General features: G+C 62.2%; 15 protein-coding genes, 2 pseudogenes and 1 CRISPR repeat array. All 17 genes and pseudogenes read right to left on the bottom strand.

Annotation, left to right across the window (positions count from 1 at the left end; translation table 11 throughout):
* Positions 1 to 218 precede the first annotated feature (218 nt).
* Complete coding sequence (locus IPK20_16405; GenBank protein ID MBK8018143.1) at positions 219 to 881, bottom strand: PEP-CTERM sorting domain-containing protein; 663 nt, start codon at positions 879 to 881, stop codon at positions 219 to 221.
* A 362-nt stretch (positions 882 to 1,243) separates the two neighbouring features.
* On the bottom strand, positions 1,244 to 2,164 hold the full coding sequence (locus IPK20_16400; protein MBK8018142.1) for a DUF5050 domain-containing protein: 921 nt from the start codon (positions 2,162 to 2,164) through the stop codon (positions 1,244 to 1,246).
* Between the two features lie 303 nt (positions 2,165 to 2,467).
* Complete coding sequence (locus IPK20_16395) at positions 2,468 to 2,833, bottom strand: c-type cytochrome (GenBank protein MBK8018141.1); 366 nt, start codon at positions 2,831 to 2,833, stop codon at positions 2,468 to 2,470.
* Between the two features lie 56 nt (positions 2,834 to 2,889).
* On the bottom strand, positions 2,890 to 3,384 hold the full coding sequence (locus IPK20_16390) for a ferritin-like domain-containing protein (protein MBK8018140.1): 495 nt from the start codon (positions 3,382 to 3,384) through the stop codon (positions 2,890 to 2,892).
* 262 nt (positions 3,385 to 3,646) lie between these two features.
* Positions 3,647 to 4,052: pseudogene (locus IPK20_16385) on the bottom strand (hypothetical protein).
* A gap of 229 nt (positions 4,053 to 4,281) precedes the next feature.
* Complete coding sequence (locus IPK20_16380) at positions 4,282 to 4,917, bottom strand: hypothetical protein (protein ID MBK8018139.1); 636 nt, start codon at positions 4,915 to 4,917, stop codon at positions 4,282 to 4,284.
* A gap of 842 nt (positions 4,918 to 5,759) precedes the next feature.
* Positions 5,760 to 12,669: direct repeats of the CRISPR family, unit length 36 nt; unit sequence GCTTCAATGGGGCCGAGGCATTTCGCCTCGGAGAAC.
* Positions 12,670 to 12,904: 235 nt separating this feature from the next.
* Positions 12,905 to 13,192, bottom strand: coding sequence for a CRISPR-associated endonuclease Cas2 (cas2, locus tag IPK20_16375; GenBank protein ID MBK8018138.1), 288 nt, complete (start codon positions 13,190 to 13,192; stop codon positions 12,905 to 12,907).
* 5 nt (positions 13,193 to 13,197) lie between these two features.
* Positions 13,198 to 14,910, bottom strand: a pseudogene (gene cas1 / locus IPK20_16370) (CRISPR-associated endonuclease Cas1).
* A 42-nt stretch (positions 14,911 to 14,952) separates the two neighbouring features.
* Positions 14,953 to 15,357, bottom strand: a complete 405-nt coding sequence (locus IPK20_16365; GenBank protein MBK8018137.1) for a hypothetical protein — start codon at positions 15,355 to 15,357, stop codon at positions 14,953 to 14,955.
* 24 nt (positions 15,358 to 15,381) lie between these two features.
* Positions 15,382 to 16,284, bottom strand: coding sequence for a hypothetical protein (locus IPK20_16360; GenBank protein ID MBK8018136.1), 903 nt, complete (start codon positions 16,282 to 16,284; stop codon positions 15,382 to 15,384).
* Positions 16,281 to 16,508 (bottom strand): hypothetical protein, encoded by a 228-nt coding sequence (locus tag IPK20_16355; protein MBK8018135.1) that lies wholly within the window; start codon positions 16,506 to 16,508, stop codon positions 16,281 to 16,283. The genes IPK20_16360 and IPK20_16355 overlap by 4 nt, the downstream gene beginning before the upstream one ends.
* Positions 16,509 to 16,630: 122 nt before the next feature.
* Positions 16,631 to 17,584 (bottom strand): hypothetical protein, encoded by a 954-nt coding sequence (locus IPK20_16350; GenBank protein MBK8018134.1) that lies wholly within the window; start codon positions 17,582 to 17,584, stop codon positions 16,631 to 16,633.
* Positions 17,585 to 17,840: 256 nt separating this feature from the next.
* Positions 17,841 to 18,080 (bottom strand): hypothetical protein, encoded by a 240-nt coding sequence (locus IPK20_16345; GenBank protein MBK8018133.1) that lies wholly within the window; start codon positions 18,078 to 18,080, stop codon positions 17,841 to 17,843.
* The gene (locus tag IPK20_16340) at positions 18,077 to 18,490 is read right to left on the bottom strand and encodes a hypothetical protein (GenBank protein ID MBK8018132.1); all 414 of its coding nucleotides are present in this window, start codon (positions 18,488 to 18,490) and stop codon (positions 18,077 to 18,079) included. The genes IPK20_16345 and IPK20_16340 overlap by 4 nt, the downstream gene beginning before the upstream one ends.
* 138 nt (positions 18,491 to 18,628) lie before the next feature.
* On the bottom strand, positions 18,629 to 18,877 hold the full coding sequence (locus IPK20_16335; protein MBK8018131.1) for a hypothetical protein: 249 nt from the start codon (positions 18,875 to 18,877) through the stop codon (positions 18,629 to 18,631).
* Positions 18,829 to 19,176 carry a hypothetical protein gene (locus IPK20_16330; GenBank protein ID MBK8018130.1) on the bottom strand — a complete coding sequence of 116 codons (348 nt, stop codon included), beginning with the start codon at positions 19,174 to 19,176 and terminating at the stop codon, positions 18,829 to 18,831. The genes IPK20_16335 and IPK20_16330 overlap by 49 nt, the downstream gene beginning before the upstream one ends.
* A gap of 105 nt (positions 19,177 to 19,281) precedes the next feature.
* The gene (cas5u6u, locus tag IPK20_16325; protein ID MBK8018129.1) at positions 19,282 to 19,653 is read right to left on the bottom strand and encodes a type I-U CRISPR-associated protein Cas5/Cas6; all 372 of its coding nucleotides are present in this window, start codon (positions 19,651 to 19,653) and stop codon (positions 19,282 to 19,284) included.
* Between the last annotated feature and the right edge of the window lie 879 nt (positions 19,654 to 20,532).

The raw sequence follows: 20,532 nt of genomic DNA, 5'->3' as shown, positions 1-20,532 counted from the left end.
CGCGAAGGCTCCGCAGGGATTCGCGAGGTGATGGCAGGAACGGCCTCCTTCAGCGCAGTTCCGCTCCGGGTGCATCTCATCAAGATCGGATCTCGAGCCTGAGACGCTCCCGGCGTGACGCGCGCCCAGGACGGGCTGCTCGTGCGATTGCAGACCTCGAACGGGCCTGTTCTGGAGGCAGCCAGCCGAAGTCTTGGCTGGCTTGCCCATGGTCACCTTCAGCGCGAGAGCTTTCCGCGACGCGCCGTCACCGCCATCGTCAGGAGGCCCAGGGCCATCAGCAGATAAGTGCCTGGTTCGGGTACCGGCGGGAGAGTGGACTCGGTGCCGAAATAGATGTCGTCGACGGCGAAGTCGTTGCCGCCTGTCGCCGTGTTGCGGTTCACGAGGCTCAACGTCACGCTCGTCACCGAGCCCGAGTTCCACGTCTTGCCCAGACCCTGCCACGTGCCCGCGAGAGCGAGGCTGGTCTCGACCGTGCCCAGCGACACGACTGTTGGCGTGGACACCCTGAACTCCAGGATCGCGGGACTGTTGCTCCCTGGATAGCCCACGACGCAGCAGACGTTCGAAACGAAGGCCTCGAAGAAGTAGTCGGTGTCCGGGATCACGTCGATCGGGCCGGAGCGCCAGACGATGGCGCCGTCGATGGGGCTGCCGTTGCCGACGAACATCTGTCCGGTGCCCGTGGTGTGATCGTCCATCGACACGAAGTAGCCGTTCCAGGGATACGGGTTGGTCCGCACCGTGTACTGCGCTTCTGCGCCGTTGCCGCCAGGACTGTAGCTGTAGTCGGACTCGAAGCTGACGGCGCCGGCTTCGAAGTCACCGTTGGGCACCAGGTTGGGCGCGGCGGCACTCGCATACGTGGGGAGCGCCATCACAGCGACCGCAGACAGTTGAATCAGGGAATGACGCATCGAACGCCTCGCGGTGGGTGAGTCGGAGGGATGCTCGCGGCCGACTTCGCGTCGAGAGCCGCGATCAGCATGCAAAGGCGAGTGCAACCGGCAGGAGCCGTATCGATCCGGGTAAGGCTCGCCTCAGCCAGCGCGGCGCAAGAATCGGACCCCGGATGAGGCGTGATCCCTGTCCCCATGGCGCGGAGGTTCCGTTCGGGGCGATCTGCTACGGCCGTGTCAGTTTGTTCGACACCTCGGCAGCTGGGTGCCACGGCGCCAACGCGTGTAGCCGGGCGCCATGGCGGGTGCAGATCTTCGAGCCCCGTGGGGCGGCGGCTATTTCACCGCCGGCGACGCGCCACTGCCGCGATTCCGAGGAGCCCCAGGGCGGAGAGCGCCATCGTGGAAGGTTCCGGCACGGCCACCAGAACGGCGACGCCCCGAAGGACACTGCCGTCCGCTGGTGCTTCGTACATCTGGAGAAGATTGCCGCCGTCCAGGTCCATCCGGACGATCTGCGAAGGAAACTGGTACTGCGATACGTAGATGAACTCGTCGGTCACGTCGAGTCCGTTGGCAAGGCCCAGGCCCGTGGCTAGAGTCACGAGACCGGTGCCGTCGAGATTCGACCGCTTGACCTCGCCAAACGTCGTGGAGAGGTAGATGTACTGGTCGGTGACTTCGAAATCGTAGGATTGGGAACCGCTCAGGAGAGTGACGGCATTGGTGCCGTCGAGGTTCGACCGTTTGATCCTGCCGGAGGAATTGACCTCGCTCCAGTAGATCTGAGAGCCGACCACGTCGATGGCCACCGGCTGGGTCAAGCCGCCGAAAAGGAGCGTGGAAGCCGTCGGATCCCCCTGGGTGTCGATCGTGAAGATCTGGTTCCCGTTCTGGTCGGACCAGTACAGGGTGGAACCGACGAGATCGATGTCGTACGGGTTGAGCGTGCCGTCGCCGTAGAACTGGACATCGGTCCCGTCCGGCTTGGCCGAATTGATGGTGCCGAGACCTGGATCCGTCCACCAGATGCGGCCACCGAGAAACTCGACGCCGTTGGGGCTCTTGACGTTGCCGGCACCGCTGACGATGGCACCGGGGGTGCCGCCGGGCAGTGTTCCCGACTTGATGTAGCCGGGCCCGGGCTGGAACCGCGCGACGGAAGGACCGACTTCCGTCCAATACAGCGTATCGGCCGCCTGGGCGGATACGCTGCCCGTCGCGGCGAAGATTGTCGCAATGACTACCCCGGCCTTCATCATCAGCATCTCCCTGGTTCTGATTCGTCTCCGGCCGGACATCGGTTGGCCTGACGAACCCGTTGTGATTTTCGTTTTCCGCTAGCGGAGGTGCTCGAGGTCCCTTTGCATCGTCAAGAATGTCGACAACTGCAAACGGTGCCATGCCGCCGCCGCTCAGGAGATTACCCCTGAAAACATTGACAATCCACTGATGTGCATCGCGGGCACTGCTCGCGAGCCGCATCCCATGGGCTGCGCGAATTGTTGGCGCAATGCCTGTGCCTGCCATGGGCGCGGGTGCGCTCGACGAAGGCCTGGGTTCCCCTACTTTCCTTCCCGCTTGAGAAAGGCGATGAGATCGGCGCGGTCCTCGGGCGAGTCCACCCGGTAGCCCATCTTCTGCCCCCGAATGAACTGCTCGGGGCCTGCGAGCCAGCGGTCCAGCGACGTTTCGGACCAGACCACATTCGAACGCCGGACGGCGGTGGAGTAGTCGTACCCCGGCACCGTGCCTGCCTTGCGACCGACCACACCCCGGTGCATCGGTCCGATCCGGTTCGCATCCAGCGAATGGCAGCCTTCGCAGCGCGATTCGTAGAGCTCCCGCCCGCGTTCGGCATCGGCAGCCCAGCCCAGGCCTGGAGGCAAGCCCGCCGTGAGGAACAGCAACGACAGAGACAAGCGTTTCATGGGGGGTCCTCCCGAATGCGGAGCGGGCTTCGCGCACCGCTCCGCAAGGATGCGCGTCACGCTCCGAAGGTCAGCGCACCGGTGGGAAGCGCGCGGCCGAGCGCCTGGGACAGCACGGTCCAGTGCATGGTCTCGTCCGCCGCGAGTCGGGCAGAGACCTTGGCAAGGTCGCCCGACTTGAACGACGGAATCACACCCAGGTACGCATTGGTGGCGCCCAGTTCCAGCTTGGTCGCCAGCGCCAGGACGTCCCCCTGGGACTTGAGCGTGTCGGCCTTCAGCGCCTTGGCGTACTCCTCGAGCTTCATCGGCTCCACGGGTTTGCCGCCCATCTTGCGGATCGTGGCGATCAGCGCGTCGCGGTGCGCCTTGTGATGCGACTGGAACTGCACGGCCACGTCCAGCACGGGCTTCTGCAGCAGACCGCTCTCTGCCCCGAGCTGATAGGCGTTGATGGCCTCGTGCTCGAGCCCGAGAGCCGTGTTGAGGATGGAAACATCCATCGATTCGCTGCTGGTGTTCGACTGCGCGATGGACTCACAGCCGGACATCAGTGCGATGGCAGAGGCGGACAGCAGCACGCTGGACGCGTGACCGATGAACTGGCGGCGGGACGGAAGCGCGGTTTCGCGGACGATGATCTGGGACACGGCAGGTTCTCCTTGAAAGGGAAGAGAGTCAGGCGATTGCCTGACCGACTTACGCGGGGAGAACGGAATTGGATTGCGAAAGGGCGGCGGGGTGGCCGACCAGGCCGGTGGGTCTGGGGATGACAGCACGCAGGACCAGGCCAGATGCTGCGAGCAACTTCGTTCATTTGGCGCGCATTCGATTGTTCCTGGCATTGTGCTCAAGCTCGCAAAGCCCGAGCTCTTCCATGAGCGGAGGCACATAGACTGCAAAACGGCCCCGAAAGCCCTTCTTAAGGCCGTACCAGCCGCCAACCGGATTGGTTTCGGAACGACCCCACGCTTCCACCGTTCCTTCTTTGGCTGGCTTCTGCTCATCGGCTCCGCCAAGTTCCACCCAGTCGCCTGCCTTCGTGAGCATGGCGTGCAGGTCGTCAATGCACCGCGCATCGTAGTGCAACACGGTACTTCCCACTGTGCAGACCAGAATCCTCCTTCCATCCTTCTCGTCGGTATGCATCGTGAATTCGGGAAGTGCCGGGCGGCGTCTTCAGCTTCCATGGATCGTCCTTGGTACGGCTCGGCAGCATGGTCATGGCATTCCTCTCCGATGATTGTGAACAAACAGCCGCGTCTACGTCGCATCGACCGCGCCCTGCAAGAAGTCGCTCCCGAAGCATGACGTTACCCATCCAGTTCGCCCGAACGTGATGCCCACAAGTCCGTCCTTGGCGGACCACAAGGATGAAGGACTTCGGGAAGCCGGCCAACGTCCGCGCTTGCGAGAGTCCGCTCGAGCGGAGGGTGGTGGCTGACTGCTCACCAGAACTTCCACCACGGCTTTGCATCAAGCAGGACTGGCGTGGACTTTGAAGGTTCGAACTTGAACATGGCAATGTGCTCGGGCTTGAGTAGTGCCGGATCGACGTAGCCTTCCAACTCGAAACCCAGGAACTCCCGCAGTGTTGCCTCCCCGAGCTCGAGCGGGTGAAAGGCCAGAGGATAGCTGCCGGATTCCTCCTGCGGATCGACGGCAGGATGTGCGCCATCCCAGTATGGCGTTTCGAACGCGAAGCGCTCTCCAACGTCTTCAATCACTCCGTTATCGGGAGAAACACTCAGCGAACGTCGTAGAACGCCATCTTCCCAGATGGCGAACGCAAACCAATCGACGACACTGTGCATTGCGTGGAGCAGTGTCGTTCCTTGGGCAGCGATGAACTTGCTTGGGAGTCGGGAGGGTCGATCTATCGCGACTTCACTCGCGCCGAGAATCCGCAGCCCGGGAAAGCAACCTGCGATGACCGTGTCACCGCGCACGTACGTGCAGGACAGGTCTGCGCCAGAAGGGTCGCCGAAGTTCGCGTCAGGAAATACTGACGCGACAAAGCTCTCGGTGGCGGCTTTGTCGGGGGTTGGCATGGCAGCCAATGTTTGGCGGGCGTCGCCCTGCATCAGAGCTAGCAGGCAAGTTTTTGTTCCCACAAAACCCCCTCGAGAAGGTGAGACCTGGTAAGGCTGTGCAAGAAGTCGAATCCGAAGCGAAGTGTTGCCGAGCGTAGGCGCCTACTGCGACACGTTGATTGCACTCTTTCCGGCCGGATAGCGGTGTCCCGTTCCAGATACGGCGGGTTGGACCTCGCCACGCCCACAAGCGCTATGCAGCCTGAAGCAGGAACGCCACTTTGACGGCCTCATACGGAAAGACGATTCCGCCGCCTTCCGCTCGGTCGAGACTGCCAGCACTCAGTAGCGCCGTGACGTCGATGTGAACGGCCTTGACATCACGATCCACACGCCGCGTGGCCTCTCGGATGGACACAGGGCCAGCACCAAAAAGTGCCTTCAGAAGCTCCCAACGCTTGGCAGTGAGAAACCCTCCAGAGAAGTTTCGGAGAAGCGAAGCTGATCCGCGCCGACTTCTCTGGCTTTCCCGTACGCCAGGAACTGGCGAAGTCAGCCATCGACTGCTTGGGCGCGCGAACATCAAGAGTGACTGTTATCACGGTTCCACCTCGCTATGCCTCGCTCGAAGGCAGCGAGAAGTGAATCGCCCCGGGTTTCCTGGAGTGCTCCGGGTTTGAGTCAGGCCGCCTTGGCGGACTCCCGTTGTCGCTGATAGTACGACTGCTCCAGTTCTGCTGGTGGGATGTCGCCGATCGGTTGCAGGAGCAGGCGGTGGTTGAACCAGTTCACCCACTACAGCATCGCGTACTCCACCTCGTCGGCTTTCTCCACGAACCTCTCGGATGGATGAACCGGGCTGTCGTCGGCAGCGTATCGCGTGATCGGCTGGGCTTCGATGGGGCCGAGGCATTTCGCCTCGGAGAACGACAGCTGCGCAGGATCGCGGGGGCGCTTCATGGGGCCGAGGCATTCCCCTCGGAGAACGGGCCGCCAGGATGACGGAGCGCATCCCGTTCTCGTCGCTTCACTGGGGCCGAGGTCTTTCGCCTCGGAGAACCGGCTGTCGGCGGTACCGCTCCGCGCCGTAGCGGATGCTTCAATGGGGCCGAGGCATTTCGCCTCGGAGAACGCGGTCTCGACGGCCGAGGTCAAGCTGCGCGGCATCAGCTTCAATGGGGCCGAGGCATTTCGCCTCGGAGAACAGGCCCGGGCACTCGCGAAGGTGAAGCTCGACAACGCGGCTTCAATGGGGCCGAGGCATTTCGCCTCGGAGAACTGCGTCACTCCTCTGCCGCTCCTCGCGGCGAATCAATCGCTTCAATGGGGCCGAGGCATTTCGCCTCGGAGAACATGCGAGCGCATTGCCGGTGCGGCGCGCGATCACGTAGCTTCAGTGGGGCCGAGGCATTTCGCCTCGGAGAACAGCACTCCGAGGAACATCCGACCTCGGAATCATAGAGCTTCAATGGGGCCGAGGCATTTCGCCTCGGAGAACACGGCTTTGCCGCCAAGGGGTGGGGCAATGGCGACGAGGCTTCAATGGGGCCGAGGCATTTCGCCTCGGAGAACGGCCTGGAATGAAAAGCCCGTTCCGCCCGCGTCCGAGCTTCAATGGGGCCGAGGCATTTCGCCTCGGAGAACAGAACCACGACGGACGCAACACATGTCCCGCTGCCGATCTGCGCTTCCATGGGGCCGAGGCATTTCGCCTCGGAGAACCGACGGCGCCGGGTACCTCACCAGCGGGTATGGGCAGCTTCAATGGGGCCGAGGCATTTCGCCTCGGAGAACGCGTCGCGTGCCATCGCGGGTGCACTACCTTTTAGATGCTTAATGGGGCCGAGGCATTTCGCCTCGGAGAACGCGTCGCGTGCCATCGCGGGTGCACTACCTTTTAGATGCTTCAATGGGGCCGAGGCATTTCGCCTCCGGAGAACATGCGCGCGGTATTCGACCGCCCTACTCCGTACACGCTGCTTCAATGGGGCCGGGCGCATTTCGCCTCGGAGAACGTTGCAATGCGTCCAGTGAAGAGAATTCCGGTGCTTCAATGGGGCCGAGGCATTTCGCCTCGGAGAACGGTGAAGTTCATCTGGCCCAAGTGGGTCGTCATGTCGCTTCAATGGGGCCGAGGCATTTCGCCTCGGAGAACAATACGGGCGCGGGATCAAGTGCAGCGTGTACAGCGGGCTTCAATGGGGCCGAGGCATTTCGCCTCGGAGAACCCGATGTCGATTTCCATGGTCAGCTGCTTGATGCCGCTTCAATGGGGCCGAGGCATTTCGCCTCGGAGAACAACATGGGCGCCAGGCAAGAGGGCCTCGCTCGCCCTGCTTCAATGGGGCCGAGGCATTTCGCCTCGGAGAACCGGCGCGTCCAGGCCCAGGCCGAGGATCTCGTGCGGGCTTCAATGGGGCCGAGGCATTTCGCCTCGGAGAACCCGGCAAGCAGGCCACCCAGCTCGCCGCGCACGCCTCGCTTCAATGGGGCCGAGGCATTTCGCCTCGGAGAACGAACCGAGTCGTGCGCGAGGACGCGGGCATGGATCCGCTTCAATGGGGCCGAGGCATTTCGCCTCGGAGAACCCCAGGCGTCGGCCGTCTTCGCCGAACCGCTGTCCACGTAGCTTCAATGGGGCCGAGGCATTTCGCCTCGGAGAACCGAGTTTCGCGTGCTGGTCAACTGCGGGATCGTCGAGCTTCAATGGGGCCGAGGCATTTCGCCTCGGAGAACTTTGACGACGACGACCCGACACTAGCGGATTACCCGGCTTCAATGGGGCCGAGGCATTTCGCCTCGGAGAACCCCAGGCGTCGGCCGTCTTCCCCGAACCGCTGTCCACGTTGCTTCAATGGGGCCGAGGCCTTTCGCCTCGGAGAACCGAGTTTCGCGTGCTGGTCAACTGCGGGATCGTCGAGCTTCAATGGGGCCGAGGCATTTCGCCTCGGAGAACGTTGACGACGACGACCCGACACTAGCGGATTACCCGGCTTCAATGGGGCCGAGGCATTTCGCCTCGGAGAACAAGCTCGGCAGATGGAATTTGCTGACAAGCAAAAGGCTTCAATGGGGCCGAGGCATTTCGCCTCGGAGAACACCGCGACCACTTGTCCAGCGTGCGGTTCAGGAGCTTGCTTCAATGGGGCCGAGGCATTTCGCCTCGGAGAACCGTCACCCGCGCCGGCTGGTCTCCCGCCTGGCTGGCTGCTTCAATGGGGCCGAGGCATTTCGCCTCGGAGAACCCACGGCCGACGCGCGCTGTCCTGGTCGCCGGGCCTGCTTCAATGGGGCCGAGGCATTTCGCCTCGGAGAACTGGCGAGTATGTGCAAAGCGTCAAGGTGCTGGAAGAGCTTCAATGGGGCCGAGGCATTTCGCCTCGGAGAACGTAGCGGCCGCGCTCGGAGGCGGCGGCGGATTTTCGCTTCAATGGGGCCGAGGCATTTCGCCTCGGAGAACGGGGTACGGTGCGATTGCCGAGAAGTTCGAGCTATCGCTTCAATGGGGCCGAGGCATTTCGCCTCGGAGAACCGTCATGCGCGTGTCGGTCTGGTTCGCCAGCATCATGCTTCAATGGGGCCGAGGCATTTCGCCTCGGAGAACGGTTTCTTGGGCTTCACTGTGCTGGCTCCTGGGATTGCTTCAATGGGGCCGAGGCATTTCGCCTCGGAGAACGGCGTGGGCGTCCATGGCGTCGGTCAGCGTCGCTCCGCTTCAATGGGGCCGAGGCATTTCGCCTCGGAGAACTGGCATGGGCGCAGTTTTTCGGATGGCATGACTTTTTCGCTTCAATGGGGCCGAGGCATTTCGCCTCGGAGAACCCATGACGGTCTACACCACGCCTGGCACTTACACCTGGCTTCAATGGGGCCGAGGCATTTCGCCTCGGAGAACGCGGCGCGTGCCCTCCGCTGCTGTCCGCGAAGTTCCAGCTTCAATGGGGCCGAGGCATTTCGCCTCGGAGAACGCCTTCGGGGCCTTCGTCCGTTGCGGTGTAGTTAGTCGCTTCAATGGGGCCGAGGCATTTCGCCTCGGAGAACCAACGGAGCACCTCCTCAACAAGAAGGACGCTCTCGAGCTTCAATGGGGCCGAGGCATTTCGCCTCGGAGAACCCGCCTGGTCCCCATTGCCGCAGATTCCGCCCAACATCGCTTCCATGGGGCCGAGGCATTTCGCCTCGGAGAACTTCGAATAAATCGGATCGGCCAACATGGTCGTGATCTGGCTTCAATGGGGCCGAGGCATTTCGCCTCGGAGAACTCGACGAGAACGGCGAGCCGCTCATGCAGGTGTTCACGCTTCAATGGGGCCGGAGGCATTTCGCCTCGGAGAACTTTCCCGGCATCGCGGCCGCCCGGCCCTTTTCGCGGCTTCAATGGGGCCGAGGCATTTCGCCTCGGAGAACGGCGTGCTATCGCCAGACAATCTCCCGCAGAGCGTCGCTTCAATGGGGCCGAGGCATTTCGCCTCGGAGAACGGGGGCCGCCTGATCGGAAGCTTTGATGACAACCCGGCTTCAATGGGGCCGAGGCATTTCGCCTCGGAGAACTGATAGGCGGACGGGTCGAAGACCGCCGGAGCGTGGCTTCAATGGGGCCGAGGCATTTCGCCTCGGAGAACTGATAGGCGGACGGGTCGAAGACCGCCGGAGCGTGGCTTCAATGGGGCCGAGGCATTTCGCCTCGGAGAACCCAGGAGCGGAAAGGTAGTAGTCGCGGAACTGCTCGCTTCAATGGGGCCGAGGCATTTCGCCTCGGAGAACACCCTCGGACAACCCGTGGATCCCCTGGTGGACTTGCTTCAATGGGGCCGAGGCATTTCGCCTCGGAGAACTGCGCGACGCCATCGCGACCGTCAAGGCGCGATATCCGCTTCAATGGGGCCGAGGCATTTCGCCTCGGAGAACCAGGGACGTGGCGCCTTCGCGAATCGGGTCATCGTCGCTTCAATGGGGCCGAGGCATTTCGCCTCGGAGAACCCATCCAGGGTGCTGCCCTCGGCAGAGAGCGGCACGCTTCAATGGGGCCGAGGCATTTCGCCTCGGAGAACACGTCCTAACGCACTCCCGCACCTGCGCCCCCGCAAGCTTCAATGGGGCCGAGGCATTTCGCCTCGGAGAACCCGTCACCGTGGCCGATCGTGATGTCCCTGGTGGCGCTTCAATGGGGCCGAGGCATTTCGCCTCGGAGAACGCCGTCTCGTTCGCCGGACACCTGGGAATCGCGATCCAGCTTCAATGGGGCCGAGGCATTTCGCCTCGGAGAACGCGGGCGATCATCTCGGCCCGCGCATCGCTGAACGCGCTTCAATGGGGCCGAGGCATTTCGCCTCGGAGAACTCCAGCAGAAGGACCGGCAGGCGCAGATGAGCGTAGCTTCAATGGGGCCGAGGCATTTCGCCTCGGAGAACGTTGTGAGCGCGTCGAACCCGGCCGGGTCGAACCTGCTTCAATGGGGCCGAGGCATTTCGCCTCGGAGAACCGGCCCTTTTCGTTGGCACAGTTAATTACTTGTTCTGCTTCAATGGGGCCGAGGCATTTCGCCTCGGAGAACGAGGGGTGGAGCCCTCCGTGGCGGCGGATCTCTTCGGTGCTTCAATGGGGCCGAGGCATTTCGCCTCGGAGAACGGATGATGGTGCGAACGTCGTCGCCGAATTCGTTCGCGCTTCAATGGGGCCGAGGCATTTCGCCTCGGAGAACATGCTACTGACGAGCACCGAATGCTGCGCGACGCTGTAGCTTCAATGGGGCCGAGGCATTTCGCCTCGGAGAACGGGCTTGGGCGCCCGTGATCGTCTTGTTGACCTGTGCCGCTTCAATGGGGCCGAGGCATTTCGCCTCGGAGAACCCACTGCGTAGGCTACGACGCGCCGAACGCTGACGCGCTTCAATGGGGCCGAGGCATTTCGCCTCGGAGAACGCAGCAGTGCGGTGGTGCCTTCGCGGATCGGATCGTCATCGCTTCAATGGGGCCGAGGCATTTCGCCTCGGAGAACGCCGTCCAGGGTGCTGCCCTCGGCGGAGAGCGGCACGCTTCAATGGGGCCGAGGCATTTCGCCTCGGAGAACCCACGGCAACAGGCTTAAGGTCTCGCGCAAATCTCGTGCTTCAATGGGGCCGAGGCATTTCGCCTCGGAGAACTTCATCGACAACTTCCGAGGGGCGTTCGGCGCGACGGCTTCAATGGGGCCGAGGCATTTCGCCTCGGAGAACTCCTTGACGAGTGACTAGGTCTGCGGTGCCGCCGACCGGGCTTCAATGGGGCCGAGGCATTTCGCCTCGGAGAACGGCCTCGAACCGCAGAACAGCGCCGGCCGTCAGCGTGCTTCAATGGGGCCGAGGCATTTCGCCTCGGAGAACTTCACCGAGGTTACCGATGGACGCAGCAGGTACGCGGAGCTTCAATGGGGCCGAGGCATTTCGCCTCGGAGAACCAGTTGGCGGCAGCTTTGACCCGGCAAGTCGGGCGAGCTTCAATGGGGCCGAGGCATTTCGCCTCGGAGAACCTCTCACGCGATGCGCCAGGAACTCCCGCAGCGTCGCGCTTCAATGGGGCCGAGGCATTTCGCCTCGGAGAACGAAGTGTCCGCCGATTCCATGGTGACGATTGACGAGCTTCAATGGGGCCGAGGCATTTCGCCTCGGAGAACTGCCAGTTACAACAACATTCGTCGCGCCATCGTTATGCTTCAATGGGGCCGAGGCATTTCGCCTCGGAGAACGATGTTACCCACTGGGCCGACGTGGAACCGCCGAAATGCTTCAATGGGGCCGAGGCATTTCGCCTCGGAGAACCCCCGTGCCGATGCCAAGCGAGCCCGCCTGCGTGCGGCTTCAATGGGGCCGAGGCATTTCGCCTCGGAGAACATCTGAGGACCTGACATGGTTTCCGTTCCCGATCTCCCGCTTCAATGGGGCCGGGGCATTTCGCCTCGGAGAACGGGGCCGGGAGGAAGGCGGCGGGGGCATGGCTTGGGCCTCAATGGGGCCGAGGCATTTCGCCTCGGAGAACCTACTGCAAGGCCCTTCAGGCGGTTCCGATCCCGCGCGCTTCAATGGGGCCGAGGCATTTCGCCTCGGAGAACAGGGTGTCAAAACAGGCGGGCGAGTCGCGGGAGTGCCGCTTCAATGGGGCCGAGGCATTTCGCCTCGGAGAACGGGCCGCGGGATGTCGCCCGATCCTCGCATCGTGCAGCTTCAATGGGGCCGAGGCATTTCGCCTCGGAGAACGCACGAACTTCTGGAATGCCTCGGCCAGGGGCGCGCTTCAATGGGGCCGAGGCATTTCGCCTCGGAGAACATCAGGTGCTCGGTGCGCTCGAACTTGTAGGTGATGCTTCAATGGGGCCGAGGCATTTCGCCTCGGAGAACGACCATCTTTCCGTTCTCGTCGGCGGGCTCGTTGTTGCTTCAATGGGGCCGAGGCATTTCGCCTCGGAGAACCGACGAACTCTTGTTGAGGGACGAGCAATGCTCGAGGCTTCAATGGGGCCGAGGCATTTCGCCTCGGAGAACCAGCAGGCCGTCGACATACGGCGTGGCGTAGACCTGGCTTCAATGGGGCCGAGGCATTTCGCCTCGGAGAACTCACGCAGCTGGGGATCCTGGTCGGTGCTGTAGTACTGCTTCAATGGGGCCGAGGCATTTCGCCTCGGAGAACTTCGTCGAGTCCGCCGACCTGGTGGGCCAGACGCAGCTTCAATGGGGCCGAGGCATTTCGCCTCGGAGAACCCGGCCACATGGGCAGCCGGGCGGTGTTCAGAATCGCTTCAATGGGGCCGAGGCATTTCGCCTCGGAGAACCCCCCCCCCCCCCCCCCCCCCCCGCCCCCCCTCGCCTTGTACGCCTCACGGCGCGCGGCAAGGGAAGGCGTCTTCGAGCGCTCATCGGTCGAGCACAAGAATCGCCAGCGGAGGAAAGTATGCGGTCCTTTCCTGCTCGTCAAACATTCCGAATTTTCAAAGAGCTGAAGGGGCGCGAGAGCTCATGGGGGACAGGCATGCCACCCGAGCGCTCGCGAAGTCGCGGCAAAAAAAGCTACACGACGATCGCCTCACGTTCGACTGGAGAAAAGGTCTTGCCCAAACTCACTACTCTTGGTGTAACGGCTTCCGCTTGCCCGAGATCCAGCATGACGATATGGTCCTCCTGGTTACGGATCACTCCCTCCAGTAGAGCAATGAGTTCGGCGTGCCGCTTTCGTGAAAGACGGCACTGCCAAACGGAAAGCTGCAGCCACTCTCCATAGCCATGCATCAGTTTGAATACGCGACGCCAACGCTTCTCGTCGCGAATATCGTACGTAACGATGTACAAATGTTCCATGAGCGTCAACGTGTCACGAAATTCGGATAGTCCTTGAGTTCACCCATCAGATGGCGTCCGAGCAATCTCGCCTGGATCTCGAACAGGCGCCGATAGCTCACTCGGTACCCAAACAGGGGATGTGTCACCTCGTGATCCAGCCGACGTTCGAATGCCGCGATGAAGCGTTTCCGTCCGTCCGGACTCAGGGCAACACTGCCCGCGGCCGATACGAAATCTGTCGGTCGAACTTCGCCGTTGTTGATCACCTGGATCACGCTCGAATCTGCCACCAGTGGACGGAACGGTTCCATGAGGTCAAGCGCGAGAGCCGGCCGACCGTACCGTGGCTGATGATAGAAGCCCCTGTATGGGTCAAAGCCTACAGCGCTCAGCGTGACTGTCCACGTCCTGACGAGGAGGGCGTAGCCGAATGAAAGAAGAGCGTTTACAGCGTCCGTAGGAGGGCGGCGATTGCGCTTGCTGAAGTCGAACAGGAAAGGCTTGTCGGTGCCTGGCTGTCGGATCACGTTGCGGAAATGGCCAAAGTAGCGTGCCGCAGCGTTTCCTTCGATTCCCAGCAACTCGTCCATTCCACGTGCGCGCCTGGCCTGATCCAGATCGAACTTGAATCCATCGAGAATCGTCTCGGCGACTTCACCTTCCTTCCAATTGCGGCGTAGCTGCGTGCGCTGGTTAGAGATCTTTGCGACGACAATGCCCTTAGCGATTCGCAAACAGGCATCGGCATCGAAGCTCGCGCGGTACTGGGTCGTCCTGAGTTCGACATTCTTGTGCCCTGTGCCGATCGTGTGGCCCACGAACCAGCCACCGTAGCTGTGCCAAGTGATGGGTACTTCACGGGCCATCAGTTCCTGGATGCACGGTGTTGTGACATAGACGTTGCCCATCACGACCAGTTGCGAAACCTCGGGGAGCCGTGCGGATTTCACCTTTTGGTCTTCGACGAATATCTCGAGCGATTCACCTTGTTTGGTTACCTTGGCGCTGCGTGCCTGAACATACACCGGCAACGACTCGGAAAGCGACACCGCAAGTGGACGCGGCTCCGTTTCCCCCCGCTTGAAGAAGTTGACTTCATCGGGGAGGCAGATGCCCACGAGCGAGCATCGTGGGCATTTTGGACTGTCCACGAGCGGTGGCGGAATCGTGCCTCCCGCGGCGACTAGGCGAAGACCATCGATGGCGTTACGCGTAAGGGAGACAAGTTCATCGTCGAACTCGACTGTCACCCGCTCCTTCGAGGCCGCGAAGTACAGGATGCCCGAGTCGCACTGATATCAGTGCTCGCGCAAGATGAGAGCTTGTGCACAGATCTGAACACGTTCAGGATCGTAGGCGCCCCGTGCGACGTGCGGACGCTTCCCCCGCTTGTAGTCGATGGGCACGACGGCGCCATCCTCGACCTCGATGAGGTCAAGCTTGGCAATAAGTCCGAGCCGGTTGCTCGACAAGGTGATCGAACGTGCATGCAATTTCGCATCGGGCTCGATCTCCTCTGCCGTGGGCAGTTTTCCCGAAGGGCGATCGACGCGTGTGTGTGCCGTCCGGCCTTCTACCGTATCCGAGGATTCTGCCCATTCGCCTTGAACCCACTCCAGATAGGCGAGGCGAGGGCAATACTGATACTCGTTGAGCATCCTCGCGGGGAGAAGGGGAAGATCCCGTGCGAGATCTGGGAACGGGAGGGGAAGGTCGGGTTGAGAGGGGTCGGGCATGGGGGCGGAAGATCCTCAGACTTCGGGTAGGAGGACCCTCCATCACTCGGAGGCACCTGAGTTTCTGCAGCGTCTGACGATAGGTGGGAGGCACTTCATCCAGCGGAACATCTTGACGGTCCGCGTCAAATGCCCGTGGATGGATAGGCCGAGCGGATCAAGGATGTCGATCATGCTCGTGCCAGTCGAGAGGGTGCCGCTGCCCAATCGTAGCGTGTGTCGGCGCGTGCACAAGATTGGTTCGCCGTCGAAGTCTTCCAGGGGCATGCGGATTGTGAGACGGCGCATCTTCCGTTGCTGGTTGTGCCGCTTGTGGGCCGGGTTGCCATAGGAGGCACGGAATGCCTCGCGGTCGTGCTCCAGCGCTGCAGTCGAGCGTTTGAACTCGAACGTCTCGGAATTGTCCTGGGCGAAAAGTGAATGAAGCGCAGTGATGATGATGGTCATGGCGCTTGCATCGACCTCAACTTGTCACCGAGGAGGGGGAAAGTTGCCGAAGCCCTGGTCCGTTCTTCGGATGGCGGAGCTGCAGATCGCGAAAACACCGCGCGCTGAGCGTTCCTTTGCATTCAAGGTCCAATCGACCTGAAGGACCGAACGTACCGTATGACGAGATGCGGGAACCATCCATAGCGGCCACGTGAACGTCATGTCGTCCCCTCGGCCGACTACACCCGTAGTGACGACTCTGGAGCCGCGGGGAAAGCTCGGCAGCAGTGGCAACCCGCGGAATGCGAGCCACTCGAGAGGAGCGTCCACACTGGTTCCGTCATCGCTCGGGTTGTTTGCCATCAAGGCCCAGTTGCGCTCGGAGCCGGGATTCCATCGAAGGTTACTGCCGGGCTCCTCCCCATATCCCGTGAAGAGCGACTTGGTGACCCACTCCTGAGTTACTGAAGCACGGATGGTCTCTACTGCACCGAGAAAAGTCTGATTAGCGGCAGTGAAGTGAAACGCAGTCGGCTTAGTGTTGCCCTTGCCATCGACGGCTACGTCGGTGCCATAGGCGGCTGCATAGCTAACTGCCTCATCTTTGCGGGCGCACCAGGACTCGACGCAGTTCCTTAGGAATCTCCTGAAGTCGTGTGGCGGCGGCTTGAGGTCAGCGACCTCCTGCGCGCCCTGCTTCTTGGTCGCAGCCTTTATGTACGTGAAACGCCAAGGCGCGTTCATTTCCTTGGCAGCCTTTGCGTCGTCTGCGACAAACGTCGCGAGTTCGGATGCGCCGTTGTCCAGTCCGTCAACAAAGGCTCGGAAAGTACCGTCATCGGAGAAGCCGAGTTTCGCGTTCGGAATCACCTGCAGCAACCCCAGTGCGGCCAGGAAACCGAGAGGGTTGGATCCATCCACGCCCACCAGTTGAATGCGGCTCATTGAGAAACCTCCGCCTTCTGCTCGTCTTCACTCGCACGGTGGTCTGCGAGGCGAAGGATCGCCTCTAGCCAACACAACTCTTGCCAACCATATTTTTCAACCAGCGACCAGAAGCGGTCAGCGAGTGGCGAGTCGAGCCGGTGCAGGTCGTTCTTTGAGGTCGTCGCGGCAAAGTCCATCCTTCCGAACGTCTCACTATCGTGGCCCTCGAGCGACACATCCACTGGGCTATCGTCAATAAGTATTGGCGCGAAGGGTCGACACTCCCCATGGTGGCTGGCTACCAAGTGGAGGACAAGGTCGAGGTCCGCCTCTTTCGAGGCATCTACTTTCTGCAGGCACACTCTCAAGTAGTCAAGGCTGCCTGCAGCATCGCGACTGACTGGATGGCATGGAGGTATCCGCCAGCCGGATAGCCGCTTCTTAGCCTTGCGTTGTGCCGCTCTGCTCGTGCCCCGGGCGATATAGCCGACTTCGCCCAAGGCGTCTCGTCTTTGAAAAGCTCGATCTCGCTTCCCCCTCGCAGCATGAGCTGGAAGCGACGATCGGCCTTTCCAATGTCATGGAGCCAAGCGGCGATTGCGATGTGTTCGGTGAGCCACCTTCCCAGGCCGCACCGCGTCCCATACTCCCGCGCGATTGTTTCGACATCGGCGCTATGCTCAGAGAGCTTGACAGCACGACGGGCGCAAAAGGAGTCATCTCCGTCGGTGGTTAACTCCACGCCGTCTTCGAAGGAGTCTTCGGACTGAAGCACTCGCCGAAGGTCGGCAATGGGTACACGCCTGCCCTCGAGCACGCTCCATGGGGAAGCGCTCTGCACGACGAACGATCCCCCGCCCTTGGCTAGACGCCGGGCCCACAAGCGCTTCCACTCTGGCCAGTCGTCACTTGAGGCGAGTCGACCGAGTGCGATCCTGACCTCATCCGGCTCATCGGGTGGAAAGGACAGTCCGAGGGTTTCGACAACGAGGGGATGTAGGCGGAGGACTGGACGTGCGCGTGCAAACAACCCAGCCTGCTCAGCACGGTCAATGACTGGCTCTGTGGACGTCGCGTCGAAGCAGCAGCTACGGATACCGCCATAACTCGCAGGCACGACGATGGTGTGACCTGGTTTCAAGCTCAACGCATCGACGATCTCACTCTCGTCGCCCATCCAACAGAGCGCACGGCGTGTTTCCGTTATTGAGCCATCCTGTTCATCGCCGCCGTCAGGCGTCCCGCCCTCTATATCGCCAGGGTCGGATGTGCGCTGGTTCGAGAGCCACGCCCGCACCGTTGCGGAGGGTAGAGACATTGCTTCGAGGCTCGAAGGGCGTAACGCCGTCACAATGGCAGTCGCCGCTTCGACATCTCCATGCTGAAGAACTTCCTCGGTGAGATCGGCACGCCAAACGACTTGCACATCCGCCGGTCCCGCGCGCGGACCGTGCAGCCAGAGGCTCACATCGGGGAGCTGGCTCGGCGGTGGCGACGTCTGTACCCAGAGATCGAGGTAGGCCGGGAGTAGCGTCGGCGCATTAGGCTTTGGCGCGAGCAGCTTGGTCAGGCCGTCACCCGTCGGAACCTGTAGGGCAAGGACGCCGAAATCTATCTGAGCCCGTCTGGCGACGCGCGTCGACCTGCGCTTTCGCCTGCCCCCAGAGCTTTTTGGCTTCGTCCTTGAGACTTGTCAGCTCGACCTTCAGCTTCTTATGACGTTCCTTCTCCTGCTCCTTGAGCCACTTGATGGTTTCGGTGATGGCTTTTCCGTAGAGCGGATCGTCTTTGGCGGACTTGTCGTGGACGATCAAGCCTTCCGCGTCCCCGTATTGGCCGAGCCGATCGACCCGACCGAAGCGCTGCCGCAGGCTGTCGAGGCTCGCGGCCTCAGTGACCAGGGCGTCGAAGTCGAAGTCTGCGCCAGCCTCGATGCACTGCGTGCCGACGATGACGCGCTTCTGGCTGTCGTCGCTCGTTCGCGGCCCGTCTGCACGGCGGGCCTGAGCTCGCGTAGCACGTCGTCGCGATCGAGCGGGCGCATGCGACCCGTGAGCAGGGTGATCGTCGCATCCGGGCCCAGCGTCTCGTCGAGCTGTCGCGCGATCACACTGGCACTCGCGACGCGGTTGACGACCACGGCGATCGTGCGATGGCGTTCAAGCAGAGCCTTCGCCTGATCGACGCAAGTCGTCTCCAGCGCGGTCCGGTCCTCCACGTCCACGAGGCGAGCGGGCTTGCTCGCGTGCAGGCGCGGTCCGAGCGGCGAGTCGGGCTTCTTTTCGTCGTCGAGCAGCGCGAATGGTGGGTGTGTCCCTAGCGCCCGGCGTCGCCGACAGGAATGCGTGGAAGAAGCGCGTCTTCAGGCCGCTGTCCGAGAACGCGTCCGCAGGCGCGCAAGCTGGTCGAGAGTCTGCCGGAAGGGCTCGGAGAGATGCACTTCATCGAGGAGGAGTAGTGTGTCGTTGGCCAGCAGTCCTGCATGGACCGGCTTCATTCCCTGGCTCACGCCGTAGCCCTGCATGAGCATGCGCGAGCCGACCTGATCGACGGTCGAGGCGATCACCAGCGGCTGATCGGGCGCGCGCGCCCAGCCGTCGTCCTTGGGCATGCCGCCGCGCAGCGTGAAGACGCCGAGGGGCTCTTCGCCCGGTACGGGTCAAGCAAGCGCAGGCGCTTGGCGACCTCGACGACGATGGCTTCGTCACTCGTCATCAACGCGCGCAAGAGCTTGCGACCGCGTTCCGCGACTTGATCCGCGACGATGCGGCGGTCCACGACCATCGCGATGCGCCTTGGGCACCATCGCTGTTCATCGACGATTCCCGCGTCCAGCGCGAGTGCGAACAGCGCAACGTCGATACACGTCGTCTTTCCGACGCCGGTCGGCAGGTCGAGCACGCGGGCCATGCTTTTTCAGGAACGATCTGCTCGAGCAGACGTTGTTGCCAATCGAAGGGCTCTTGCCGCCATGAACGGCAGCGTGAAACGCGCCGAAATCAGAGGTGGAGAGTGTCATCGGTTCTCCACAGGAAGGCAGAGTCCGAGACCAAAGTAGCGACCCGCGCCGAGAAGCAGAGGGCCCTCCACTGGAGAAGAAAACTGGATGTCCGCATGTACTCGCACACGCGATGTACGGCCGGGGCGTCCAGGCCAGGGCGGGTAGTCACGAACGTGCTGCGCGCCAGGGAGCAGTGGGGCAATAGACACCTCAACCGATACAGGTCGGACGCCGACGACGTGTAGGCACGCGTCGCTGATGCTTTGCTGGGCCTCCAGCGCGGCCTTGTGCGCAGTGCCGTCCTGGTTGCTGCGCAGGTTGCCAGGTGTTTGTCGAGGGCGATTGGCGTCGCGGTGATGAACCGTGGAGGAGCGGGACCACCGCATCGGGTCGAGGGCAGCCTTCGTGAGACATCGACGCGGCGAACATGGAACGGCGGGAGCGTCCCGCCCGCGAGTTTCAGGTCGCCGCGATCGTTTCCGCGTTCCTTCTCCCATTTCGCGACGAGGCGCAATAGGCGCTCTCGGTCACGAGCGAGCAACGCGCGAGGCAGCACCAGAGCGCAACCCATAAGCGCACCATCGGCATGCTCGTGCCCGATGAATGGCAGTGGAACGAATGCGACATGGGGCCGCTCCGTCGGGCCGTTCTCCGCGTGGCCCGAAAGCGTTTCCGGGAGATCCTGATTCCCATTCATTTCTAGCAGCCCGCCCCGCAGCGCTCGGGCGATATCGGCCGTTCGTGAAGCGAGCAGCCGCGATCCGCCCACGCGCTCGAAGAGAATCCAGTCGGTGGAGGAAAACACGCTCACTGCTTCCGGAGAGGTCATTTCCGCCTTGAAGGCCGGCCCATACCGTTGTGGACGAGCGTTCAGCACACGACTCTGCACTCCCCTATGGTGCTCAAAGGCTCGTTCGAGACGATCTAGCTGGCCGGGACCGACCACGCGCAGGACAACCTGACCTTCGTCGCTCGGGACAAGGGTCGGCATGGGGCCGCTTTCGACGAGAGTGCATCGCACCAGCGAGGAGGAATGGCCCAAGCGTGTGACGCGCGCACAGAGGCGTTCCAGCGCGGCGCGGTGAGGCGATGGGTCGGCGTTAGACCAGAGAAATGCGAAGGTTGGCGTCTCGGGTAACACGACGGGAAATGTCCTCGCTTGGCGCGTGCGTCGCTCTGGCAATAGCGCGATAGCGATCTTGAGGGTCTTGTCAGAGGGATTCGTCTCTGGCAACTGCTGGGACCGAATGAAGTCATCCAGCTTT

Source organism: Betaproteobacteria bacterium (assembly GCA_016713305.1).
Taxonomy (GTDB): Bacteria; Pseudomonadota; Gammaproteobacteria; order Burkholderiales.
Note: the sequence above shows the minus strand (reverse complement) of the source record. Positions and strands in the feature narration are given on the sequence as shown.